The organism is Priestia sp. RMT2NF4, assembly GCF_047872835.1.
Lineage (GTDB): Bacteria > Bacillota > Bacilli > Bacillales > Bacillaceae_H > Priestia > Priestia zanthoxyli.
Genome location: NZ_JBLQZO010000001.1, coordinates 457,562 through 469,644, shown reverse-complemented (window position 1 = coordinate 469,644; position 12,083 = coordinate 457,562). Strand labels below are relative to the sequence as shown.

Below are 12,083 nucleotides of genomic sequence, written 5' to 3'. Positions count from 1 at the left end.
TCGTTTTAGTTTTGTTTGATTTTAAAGTGTGAGGCATAAGAGGTAAATGCAATCATGCAAAGAAAAGGAAGGGCTCCTTTTCTTTACAGCATGTTTGCTTACAAACCGACCGGTACTGGAATTTCTAAGTGACACACTAGACCTTCGCTGTCAACAATCGGTTGATCAATTGGCTCGTTCAGTGCAAGTTCATCAGATGAATAATTTGTCACGCCAAGAGCCAGCTCATTGTCATCTTTATCTAGAATACGTACAACTGCTCGTTCACTAAAGTGTCCTTTAATATATTTAACATGCTCGCGAAGTAAAGGCTCTTTATCTTCAATAATTGCACGTTTCGCGGCATCTTCGACTACTATTTCCCCTTCAGGACCAGAGTTAAACGCAATCCACTGCTTTTTCTGATTAAGGTTCGCAGAATCATCTTCAGATTCAAAATACGTTCCTGTTGCATCTCCGTCAACCGCTTGTGTTAAAATGTTTGGCACGCCAGCTCTTCCTAAAAATGCTGGAATTCCTGACGCCATAGCGATTTTGAACGCGTCAATTTTCGAGCGCATGCCGCCTGTTCCAACTGAACTTCCTGAATCTCCTGCAGATTCTTCGATGTCTTGCGTGATTTCCCCTACATGAGGAACTAATTTTGCATTTGGATCCTGACGAGGGTCTGCGCTGTATAAGCCATCGATATCCGATAAAATAATAAGCAGGTCGGAATCCACTAGTCCAGCAACTTTAGCTGAAAGTGTATCATTGTCGCCAAATTTTAATCGATTGATGGTTACCGTGTCGTTTTCATTGACAATTGGTACGATACCACGTTCTAACAGCACATTAATTGTATTTCGTGCATTGTTGTAACGATTTTCGTCTGAAAAATCGTCTCTCGTAATTAAGATTTGAGAAGCAACGTATCCATGTGATAGAAACAGTTCTGAATAAGCCTCCATTAACAGTCCTTGACCAATTGAGGCAGCTGCTTGTTTTTCAGGTAAAGAGCTAGGTCGCTCTAAGCAGCCAAGCTTGCGGTATCCTGCAGCTACAGCTCCTGATGAAACCAATAGCACTTCATGACCGCTATCTTTTAAGTCTACGACTTGATCCACAAGGCGCTCGAGCTTCCGTCTGCTGATTTCACCGTGTGAACTTGTTAATGAACTACTTCCAATTTTAATTACAACCCGCTTCTTATTGTCGGGACTCATCAAATCACTCCTAGTGTGTTCTGTATGTTTTCTTGTTTATGATTATTTTTTTGTGGTGAGGAATTCACGAAGAAGATAAGTGACGAATTAATTAGTACTTGCCACTTTTTGTAGTTGAGCACTCATTTCTTTTGAACGCTTTGATGCTCCTTTGACTGCTTGCATCATTGCTTCTCCGCCGCCGTGTTTAGCTAAGGCGTCTAAACCAGCTGCTGTTGTACCGTTTGGAGACGTCACATTTTCACGAAGCTCCGTCGGCGTTTCATCTCTTTCCATCATCATTCTTGCTGCACCGTAAATGGTTTGGGCGCCAATTTCACGTGCTAGCTCAGGATCGAGACCTTCTTCTTTAGCTGCTTTTTCGATATGCTCCATAAGGAAATAAAAATAAGCGGGTCCACTTCCGGCAATTCCTGTGAAAATGTCCATTTGAGGCTCATCAATCACGTACACTTTTCCGATTGCAGAAAGCAGCTCTTTTGCTGTTAGCACAGCATCCATTGCAGCATATTGACCTGGAGATATAGCCGTTGCTGATTGCTGAATCATACTTGATGTATTCGGCATCACTCGAATGACCTGCTGTTCATCATGCAATAACTCTTCCATGTAAGAAGATGAAATCCCTGCAAGAACAGATAGGACAAGCTGGTCTTTGTTGATTTGAGGCTTTAATTCGTTTAATGCCTCTTCAGCGCCTTTTGGCTTCATCGCTAGAATAAAAACGTCAATGTCATCTGTTTTCAGCTCGCTGCGCTTTACTGCTTTGATACCATATCTATTTTCAAGTTCGTGCAGTCGCGCATCATTGCTGCGATTTGTTACGATAATATTTTCAGCAGGTAATTTCTTTGCATTGACCATACCAGAAATCATCGCTTCTGCCATTGATCCAGCACCTAAAAAAGCAACTTTTTGTTTTTGATCCATCAAATCTCCCCTGTCATTTGTTCGTATTTTTGTTCTCGTTTCTTTCAACGGTTCCTATAGTAACATGCTGAAAAAGAGTGTCAAGTTGAATTTAACCGTTTTTTTCCTCCTTGAGCGTATAACCTTATGCGTATGTAAGCGTAAACAAAACTTTTTTAAATATTTTTTTCTGCAAAAAAAAACGATTTTTTTTATAAAAATACGTTTATATAAGGAAAATCGGGGCATACTATATAGTTTGGACTTTAAAATTTTTTTGCGAAAAATAGAGGAATTTTGAAAACGTTATTTGAACAATATAATAGGTTTGCTAAAATGAACCTATGTACCAGCATCTTGGTTTTTTTTAAAAAATTTACTTTTGATGTAAACCACGCTGTGCTGTCGACATTAAAATAAACAAAACGACATACAATCTAGGAAGTGTCGAAACATTATTGGAGGTTCTATTATGAAGAACAACTCGTTTTCTACAGTTCCATCGTCTTCAGAAGGAATAGAGAAACAGGATTTACACGTTGTGGGAATTGGCGCTTCTGCCGGAGGGTTAGAAGCTATTGAGCAGTTTTTCGCTAATATGCCTTCACCAAATGGAATGGCGTTTATTATTGTACAGCACCTTTCCTCTAAATATAAAAGTTTTATGCCCGAACTTTTAGCAAAAAAAACAGGAATGAATATCAAACTGACACAAGACGGGATGACTTTACAAGAAGACACAATTTATTTAAATCCTCCCCATCATTATGTGACCGTTGTGGATCATACTCTTCGCCTTCGTCCTTATGAAGAAAATGATCAGGTAAAGTATCCGATTGACGCCTTTTTTCATTCTCTGGCCGCTGCAAAAAAACACCGGTGCACAGCCATTATTTTATCGGGAAAAGGAAATGATGGAACAGGAGGAGCAAAAACGATAAGAGAGTATGGCGGAACTGTACTTGTACAAGATGAAAGCACAGCAAAGTACAGAGATATGCCCCTAAGCGCTATTGATGCACACCTTGCTGATTATATTCTTTCTCCTGCTGATATGCCTGACCTTGTGCAAACGCATGTCAGCCAAACTGAATTTACATATAATGAAGAAACGCTGCAATACATTTATTCATTAATAAAGAAGAAAACAGGCATCGACTTCTCTATGTACAAAAAAAACACGGTGCTGCGACGACTTGAAAAAAGAATGGCTTTACTCGATCCGCCCTCTCAAACGATGGAAGAGTACCGGGACTATTTATGTAAGGAAGCCGAAGAAATCGTCGAACTGCAGCGAGACCTGCTGATTGGAGTGACGCAATTTCTTAGAGATAAAGAAGCATTCTCTATTATTGAAGAACAAGTCATCCCTCAATTAGTTGAAAGAAAGATTCATAGCCAAGAAGATGAAATCCGCATCTGGGTAGCAGGTTGTTCTACTGGTCAAGAAGCATATACATTAGCTATTTTGCTTCATGACTATTTATCAACAATCAACCGTTATTTCGATGTCCGAATCTTTGCTACGGACATCGATCGTCATGCAATCAAAAGAGCGAGTCAAGGCATTTATGAAGAAGCGGAAGTTCATTCCTTCTCAGCAGCTCAGATTAATGAATATTTTGAGCAAACAAAACACGGTGGTTATCAAGTTAAAAAAACAATCCGTAAAATGATTGTTTTTGCCCCGCATAATATAGGAAAAGACTCGCCTTTTGTAAACGTTGATTTAATCAGCTGTCGAAATATGATGATTTACTTCCAAGCTGAACTGCAGCAGCGCATTCTGTCTCTTTTTCATTTTTCTTTAACAGAAGAAGGCGTACTTTTTTTAGGCCCTAGTGAAACAACGGGAAATTTGTCTGATTTGTTCCGCCCTATCAACAGTAAGTGGAAAATATTTAAACGTTCGGGGCAGCCCAGCCGACAAATTACAGGAGCTTTTAATCTTTCAAAATCCAGCTTGCATGAAGGTGATTTTTCTAGCGTACCGCTGCCAAGTCAACTTTATAAGCCTCTTCCTTCGCTTAAATTGGATGAGATGTATCAGTCAATGATTGATCATTTTATGAGCCCTTGTCTTGTATTAAATGAATACAACGAAGTGATATTTTGTTCAAAAGAAGCGACTCAGCTTATTAACGTTCCTGTGGGGAAGATTAATTATACCATTTTCAAAATGGTTCCCGTTCACGTCTCTTTAGCCATTGGAGCAGCTATTAAACGCGTAAAAGAGCAAGGTATGAGCGTATGCTGTCAGCACATTGAATTTGTCATAAACAACGTGCAGCGCCGTTTTAATATTACGATATCTGCCCTTCCAACAAATCACTCTCTTTACTTACTTATGTTTGATGAACAGACAGATAGTGCCATTATTGATAAGGAAGAGCCCATGTTTCTTAATCAAACAAGCTCTATTAGTGAGCTTGTAGTAGATTTAGAGCAAGAGCTTCATTACACGCAGCAGCATTTGCAAACGACGATTGAAGAGCTAGAAACAGCAAATGAGGAGCTAAAGTCCACGAACGAAGAACTGATTGCTTCCAACGAAGAGCTGCAGTCCACAAATGAGGAATTGCAGTCTGTTAATGAAGAGTTAATTAGTGTTAACAACCAGTACGAGCGAAAGATTGAAGAATTAACGGACTTAAACAACGATATTGATAATTTATTAATCAGTACAACTATTGCTACCATCTTTTTAGACGAGCAGCTGAATATTAAATTATTTACGCCGGAAACGAAAACAGTGATCAACGTTCTTCATCAAGATATCGGAAGACCTTTCTTTCATATTTCGCATAACTTTAGATATGACCATCTAATTGAGGACGCAATGCACGTTTTAAGAACAAATAACACCCTTCAAAAAGAAATTCAAAGCTACGATAACCAATGGTATAGCATGAAAATGATGCCTTATCGTACGAATGAGAATTTAATTAACGGTGTAGTTATCACGTTTATTAATATTACAGAAATTAAACGTTCAAATGAAGAATTGGCTATTACATCATTTGCAGTAGCTCACAGTCCTACGGGCATTTTTATTACCGATCATCAAGGTAAAATTAAGTACATTAATCAAAAATTCATGGAGCAAAAGCATGCGCCGCAAGAAGTATTTGGGCTACACCTCTACGACTTATATACAAAAAAGCTAGGCGTTAAAAGATTCCCTAAGATTTGGAATGAAGTATATAGAGGAGAAAAATGGAACGGAGAAATTTCCTACGTTCAAGAAGACGGAGAAACCGTTTGGGAACAGTTAGCCTTAATGCCTGTTAAAAATGATCAGGATGAAATCATCCATTACATTGGTTTAAGTGAAGACATTTCACAGCGCAAACAGTCGGAAATGATGCTCAAAAATTCAGAGATGCTGTCAGCACTTGGACAGCTGGCTGCCGGCATTGCCCATGAAATACGAAACCCTCTTACATCATTAAAGGGCTTCTTACAGCTTATGATGCAAGAAGAAACGTATAAAAAAGAATATATGGATGTCATGATGTCCGAGTTTAACCGCTTAGAGCTGATTATTAGCGAACTGCTCATTCTAGCCAAACCCGAAGTCGTAAAATATGAAAATAAGCAGATAAATTTAATTCTTCAAGACGTATGTACACTGCTGCATACACAGGCCATTCTTAAAAACATTACTATTTCAACGGATTTTGAAGAAAAATTACCTGTTGTTCATTGTATTGAAAAAGATATGAAACAAGTATTTATCAACATGGTGAAAAATTCTATTGAAGCGATGGATGACCCCGGGTCTATTCTAGTGGTATCTAAATTTGATCCAGATACAAATCAAGTAGTCGTCCAAGTGATAGATGAAGGAAAAGGCATGCCGAAAGATCGATTAACACGAATTAGCGAGCCTTTCTATACAACAAAAGAAAAAGGAACAGGATTAGGATTGATGGTGAGTCATAAAATCATTAGTAATCATAAAGGAAGCATTTCGTATGATAGTGAAGAAGGCAAAGGAACAACGGTAGAAATCCGATTGCCGCTTTCTTAATGTACTTTGTTCTTCTGTCTTAAGCAGTCAAGCTCCTGATTAATTAAATCTTGAATGTCAAACAAATGTGTAGAGACCAATTCAATATACTCTCCTTTTCCTGCTTCAATTACGTCGGAGCGGATAATACTTAGGAGGTCTTGAATGGTTAGCACATTTGTTTTCATTTCTCGAAAATGACGCTGAAGATCAACTAGCTGCATTTTTTTCGCCGTTTCTACATCTGTTTCTCTGACCGAAAAACCTTGGTTCACTTGTGGTGAGTCTTGCATAAGCATAGAGCGAAACTGTTGAAGGGTTGATTGAACACTCATCATATGCTCATGAATAGGATAGCAGAAAACAGCATGCAGCGAATGGTACGCTTCAGGCTTAAAATGAAAATCAAAAAGAGCAACCGGGTTGGAAAACGTGCGCATATTTACTTCGATTTGCACTTCTTCCTTTCCCTGGAGTGCTCTTTTTACTTTTTCTTGGCTGTCTTCATCAACTAGATCTAAAAAGTTCTGAACAGGCGGGAAATTTTTCGTGACGCTTGGTGTAAATTCAATTATTTCGTTGTCTTTATTGAGTAAAAACATTGGAACCGGAATGTGTTGAATCGGCAAACTGATCATATTTCTTCCCCCATTACTAACATTTTATCTTGCGTCGAACTTTCTTTATTGTTGATTAGAAGCCAGTCTTTAAAAGCTTGAATATGATTAATGAATATAGTTTTTGAAGATCCTGAAGCCGATAAATCATGCGTGCTGAGAAGCCTGCTGCCCACTAATACAAGAGGACTTTGCGACATGCTTTCAATCTCAGCAATGTATTTTTGTAAATCAGGCAGCAAATGCACTTGTGAGACGGACAAACATACTACATCAGGATCCCATCTTTCAATGCTTTTTAGAGCAAACGGAAGCGGCAAGTTTGCTCCTAAGTTTTTAACTTCCCATCCGTGTTCGCTCATAAGTCCTGCAATCATTTTAATGCCTAAGTAATGCTCTTCTCCTTCAATACAAAAAAGAAGTGCCCGATTACGCTGAAGCAATTGATGCTGTGATAGCTGAAAGCGAGTTAACACATAGTCACAGGTTGCAGTAGCCAAATGCTCGTCCGCGACTGAAATTTTATTTTCTTGCCACCTTTTCCCTATCTCATACATCGCTTCTGTCAGAAACGTATATACGTCAGTTGAAGAATGGCCTTCTTCTATATATATAGCAATGAGCAGCCAGCTTTTTTGAACGTCTCCTTCTAACAAACAATCAGCTAAAGCCGCTACATTACGAGAGTAAACGATAAGATCACGCCCTTTTCCTAAAGTTACAATAAATCTCTAGGCAAAACTTCTTTTTTGCACGATGGACAACATGCGTAGACGCCTTTATTTTCATCATACTCTACGTTCATCGGCTGCTTGCATGCTCTACATACAGCATGTACGTAATTTAAATATTTTTCCACTAATAAACGTGTTGCCCCACTTGTTTTCCCGCAATAATAGCAAATAAACCTTACTTTTCCTTTTTTTGTTATCTCTACTTCTCGCATATGCTGACAGGATTCACAGCGATCCCAGCTACGAAGGTAATTACTCAAAGAATATTGTGGTTTATTTGTTTCTATATACATTTTTGTTTCTTGATTTCTTGTTTTATCTTCTGTAAAATCAATTGACCGAATAAGCTGTTTAGCGCCTAGCTTTGACTCAATTCTAGCTGCCATAAACGCTTCATTTTTTCCGCCGTAAGGCATATTGATCCATATAGTGGATTCATCGATGATAAGCAGTGACATCGGAACAGCAGATGAAATGACATGAGCACCGTCAATTCGAACTTCTTTTGGTTCACGAGTAAGAACGGTCACTTCACCTTTAAATGAATGTAACATCTCCCGTATTTCTTGAGGAACAAGCGAAGCATAAGGAATACACAATAAAATCTGATGCCGAGCTTGATATAAATCTTTTTTTAACTGACTGCTGTTCGATGGATGGTACCAAATCAATTTCCGATGCTGAATGACTTCTTTTAAAAATTGCTGAGGTTGGTATACTTTTTGATTTTCGTTAAAGTGGTTGACCAACTTCCAGAACGCTCGCTCCTTTGGTACACGCTGCTGGACAAACGACTCGTCTGAAAGCATCATAAATTTTCCTTTTGAACGCGTCACCGCTACATTTACCAATCGGTCGCTATTTTCATTTGTTAAAAGTAAACCTGGTTTTGACTGCGGCTTTGTATCGACCGTATCAAAAATCATGATATCTCGTTCCGCGCCTTGAAATTTGTGTACGGTTGCTGCGATTATATCGCTGGCTGGTTCAATATCTTGAAGAAATGCATTAATCAATTTAGCTTGAGACTTATAAGGAGTCACATAGCCAATAGTAGCCGAAGAAGCTTTGCGTGCCCGCAGTATCAAACTTACCGCCAAAACAGCTGTTATCACATTATAGCGTGAACCGGAAGCGACATCTCGCATAGCGGAAGAATGCAACTGACCAATGTTAAGCATAAGCGCTGCTTCATGAGCAAACGGCCGGCTGCTTGCTACTACTTCTCGACTTGTTGTGACAGATGGATGATCCCCCACTCGATTGCTGTAAATATAGCGATTTGTAAAAGCTGAGATATCTTTATGCATTCTTCTTTGCTTTTTCAACATAAAAAGATGCGGATGGATCTCACCGCTTTCTACTTGCTCTACAAGACCCGTCTGCTCAAATAAATCTCGCTGCAGCCACTTCTTCACTTCAGCATGAGAAGATTGAGATACCGGGGGAAGCTGTTTAAAATCGCCGCATACGACAATTCGTTTTCCTAACGTAGCTGCAAAAGCAATTTGCGGTGCATATGCCATGCTAATTTCGTCTACCACAACCATATCAAATTCACTTTGATAAAGTAATCGGTCAATAGCCGCTTTTGATAAAGTAGTGCCTACAATATACGCTTGATCAAAAACATTTTTCTCCGCTTCAATCCACTTGTTACGAAGGGCGTTTAGCTTTTTGTTAACTTGCTGAAGCTGGTGAGCTCTATTGGGATATCTGCTTAAGTAGACTCGTTCTTCTTGCAAATCACGCATCTCCTGAGCTAAATCCGGATCATCTTCTCCAATGACTTCTTCTACTTTTATATTTTCTAAGCCGCTGCTTTTTGTTGCTCCGTATCGAATGAGTTTTCCTTTTTTCCAAGCTTCTTTCTTTTTTAACTGACGTGCAGTTTCTTGCAGCAAACCGTCCACCGCTGCATTACTGTGAGATAATAAAAGGATCCGCTTTGATTTCCGGTAATAGCTTGCCGCGATTTTGGACAGCGTATATGTTTTCCCTGTTCCAGGAGGCCCCCAAATATAAGTAGTACGGTTATAACGCGCTCGCAGCAACACTTCATGAAGAGCGTTCTTAGACGTATACTCTTTATGGCGAACAGGACTATCGCCTCTCATAAGACGTTTGATTCTTACTATTTTTTGCTTGTAGTCTTTTGCTTCCGTCAGTCTATCAATGAGCGCCTGCAATAATTCCCATGGTTCGTTATATATATCGAGTTCGTCTACTTCTTGTCCAATAAACGCATCTATTTTAAGGTACAAATCAAATCCTTCCGTTCCGATAACTTCTCCTTTACTTTCTTTATGCTGGTGGACAAGGCGTACCTGAGCTCCATCAAAAAGGTATAAATCGGCTGTGCGTTCAAACCGGTAAAGATACGCATCTCCCTGCTGCCCTAAGTACTCTCCTTTTCCTACCGTATACTTTTCTCCGCCGTGTTTCTTCATATAATTAATCTCAATTGAAAGTGCGCGCACCCATGCTTTTAAATATGAAGAGATAGAGCGTTTTTCCATAGATGTCTAACTCCCTTTTTATCCGTTCATTTCTAACTTGTCTATTCTATCATGTCATTTGAATATAGCATAGCTTCTTTCCTCTTCATTTTTATAAAAGGAGAACACCTTTTTTACTAGTCTATCTCTCCAGACAAATTAAGACTTTTTTCATCATAATCGTAAAAAAACTGCGTTTTTTCTATATTTTTAGACGTATTGTTACAAACTTGTAATATAAAACCTACCATTTTGTCATGAGTTTGTTACATATTGCTGATAGAATAAGAGACAACTATTGGAAATAAAGGAGAATTATTAGATGAAAAAACACATTTTTACATTAGGGGCCACAGCTTTAGTATCAATTGGAATTGCAGACGCAGCATCGGCTGACACAGACACGCATAAAGTAAAAGCTGGAGAAACGTTATTCAGCATCTCACAGCAGCATAATGTAACAGTTGAAGACTTAAAAAAGTGGAATGGTCTTTCTTCGACATTAATTTATGCAAACCAAACATTACAAATTGGATCTACATCTACTGACTCTTCATCTAGTTCAACTCCAACTACAACATCTTCAAATCATACATATACAGTAAAATCAGGTGACACGCTTTACCGTATCGCTAAAAACAACGGTACTTCTGTACAGCAGCTAAAAGAGTGGAATAACTTATCTAGTCATTTAATTTATGTGAATCAAGTATTAAAAATAAACGGAACAGGAACTGTTTCATCATCAACTTCAGCACCTGTACAAGAAAAAACAAACGAAACGCAGGCATCCCCGGCTCCTAGCAACAGTAAAAGTTACAAAGTTCAGCCTGGAGATACAATGTGGAGCGTAGCACAGCGACACGGTATTTCAATTTCTCAATTAAAACAGTGGAATAACTTATCGTCTAATACGATTTACATTAATCAAGTGCTACAAGTAGGCGGACAAGCTGCAGCTCAGGCGAAACCATCAACGTCATCACCTGCTACTCCTTCAACACCGTCAACTTCAGCACCGTCGACTTCAACGCCGGCACCTGCTCCAGCGCAAGAAAGTAAGTCGGTTTCGAAAGAGATTACGGTTGAAGCAACAGCTTATACTGCTTACTGTGCGGGCTGCAGCGGAATCACTGCTACAGGCATCGACCTAAGGTCAAATCCTAATCGAAAAGTAATTGCAGTTGATCCTCGCGTGATTCCATTAGGTTCTCGCGTATACGTAGAAGGTTACGGAGAAGCAATTGCTGGAGATACTGGCGGTGCCATTAAAGGTACTCGCGTTGATTTATTTATGGCATCTCAAAGCTCAGCTTTAAATTGGGGACGCAAAACGGTAAAACTTCAAATTTTAGATTAATCATTAAAAGCAGAAGCGTGTTAGTCGCTTCTGCTTTTTAATTTCTTTTCAAACATAATCATATCGATAGCTTGCAGGCCATTCTCGTAAATTGGTGGAATGTACTGCAAAAAGAAATTCTTTTTGACACCGCTTTGATAAAAGCCTGCCTTTTTATAAAATGCTATGTTTTCAAGACTGGAGTCCGCTGTTCCTACAATCATTTTAGAATATTGGTTACGTTCATACAGTACTTCTACCTTTTTAATGACCTTGCTGCCGATTCCTTTTCCTCTGTATGCTTCTTTTAAACCGATATTCTTTACTTCTACTACCGATTCCTCTTCATCGGTGAGGCACTGCACAACTCCTATCTCCTTCTTTTCATACACAACGGTAAATAAGGAACCTTCATTTATATACGACTTCACTACTTTTTCGTCTTCATCCCCTATTAATAGCAGGTTTAAATAGGAAGCGTGCCGGTCTTTATCAATTTCAATAAGGTCGATACTCATTTTCATCCTCCAAAAAATAAGTCAATAATATTGCTGCCTCTTGAAGATGATTTATTATATAGCTCTGAATACCCGCAGCTCGTGCAATATACCACAGTAAATTGATTGTGCTGAACGTCTAAGTATCTAGACAGCCCCGTTCCCGTTGTAGCAATTTCTTTTGTTTTTGCTTCTGTATGTCCGCATTTTACACAACCGTTTTTCCCCATTGTCATACTCCTTTACAAATAAAATAACTTCTTATTTATATA

The 12,083-nt window shown here is 38.9% G+C and carries 9 protein-coding genes; 2 read left to right on the top strand and 7 right to left on the bottom strand.

What is annotated here, in order from left to right; genetic code table 11:
• Positions 1-98: 98 nt before the first annotated feature.
• Both proB and proC read right to left on the bottom strand, forming a co-directional pair.
• On the bottom strand, positions 99-1,205 hold the full coding sequence (gene proB / locus ACMX9J_RS02320) for a glutamate 5-kinase (RefSeq protein ID WP_028413398.1): 1,107 nt from the start codon (positions 1,203-1,205) through the stop codon (positions 99-101).
• 87 nt (positions 1,206-1,292) lie between these two features.
• Positions 1,293-2,135, bottom strand: coding sequence for a pyrroline-5-carboxylate reductase (proC, locus tag ACMX9J_RS02315; RefSeq protein ID WP_028413399.1), 843 nt, complete (start codon positions 2,133-2,135; stop codon positions 1,293-1,295).
• A gap of 451 nt (positions 2,136-2,586) precedes the next feature.
• On the opposite strand from proC, the gene ACMX9J_RS02310 reads away from it, so the two are divergent.
• Complete coding sequence (locus ACMX9J_RS02310; protein WP_416225367.1) at positions 2,587-6,147, top strand: CheR family methyltransferase; 3,561 nt, start codon at positions 2,587-2,589, stop codon at positions 6,145-6,147.
• On the opposite strand, the gene ACMX9J_RS02305 is transcribed toward ACMX9J_RS02310, so the two are convergent.
• From ACMX9J_RS02305 to ACMX9J_RS02295, 3 genes are read right to left on the bottom strand one after another with little or no spacing between them, the layout of a single operon-like run.
• On the bottom strand, positions 6,144-6,764 hold the full coding sequence (locus tag ACMX9J_RS02305; protein WP_416225366.1) for a hypothetical protein: 621 nt from the start codon (positions 6,762-6,764) through the stop codon (positions 6,144-6,146). The genes ACMX9J_RS02310 and ACMX9J_RS02305 overlap by 4 nt on opposite strands.
• Entirely contained in the window at positions 6,761-7,438 is a 678-nt protein-coding gene (locus ACMX9J_RS02300; protein WP_416225684.1) for a cobalamin B12-binding domain-containing protein, read from the bottom strand. Before ACMX9J_RS02300 ends, ACMX9J_RS02305 begins: the two co-directional genes overlap by 4 nt.
• A gap of 23 nt (positions 7,439-7,461) precedes the next feature.
• Complete coding sequence (locus ACMX9J_RS02295) at positions 7,462-9,996, bottom strand: AAA domain-containing protein (RefSeq protein ID WP_416225365.1); 2,535 nt, start codon at positions 9,994-9,996, stop codon at positions 7,462-7,464.
• Between the two features lie 301 nt (positions 9,997-10,297).
• Here ACMX9J_RS02295 and ACMX9J_RS02290 point away from each other — a divergent pair, with 301 nt between their 5' ends.
• Positions 10,298-11,335: a LysM peptidoglycan-binding domain-containing protein gene (locus ACMX9J_RS02290; RefSeq protein WP_416225364.1), complete on the top strand. Its 1,038-nt coding sequence runs from the start codon at positions 10,298-10,300 to the stop codon at positions 11,333-11,335.
• Positions 11,336-11,355: 20 nt separating this feature from the next.
• On the opposite strand, the gene ACMX9J_RS02285 is transcribed toward ACMX9J_RS02290, so the two are convergent.
• On the bottom strand, positions 11,356-11,832 hold the full coding sequence (locus tag ACMX9J_RS02285; RefSeq protein ID WP_416225363.1) for a GNAT family N-acetyltransferase: 477 nt from the start codon (positions 11,830-11,832) through the stop codon (positions 11,356-11,358).
• Between the two features lie 2 nt (positions 11,833-11,834).
• Positions 11,835-12,041, bottom strand: coding sequence for a zinc ribbon domain-containing protein (locus ACMX9J_RS02280; RefSeq protein WP_016764047.1), 207 nt, complete (start codon positions 12,039-12,041; stop codon positions 11,835-11,837).
• Between the last annotated feature and the right edge of the window lie 42 nt (positions 12,042-12,083).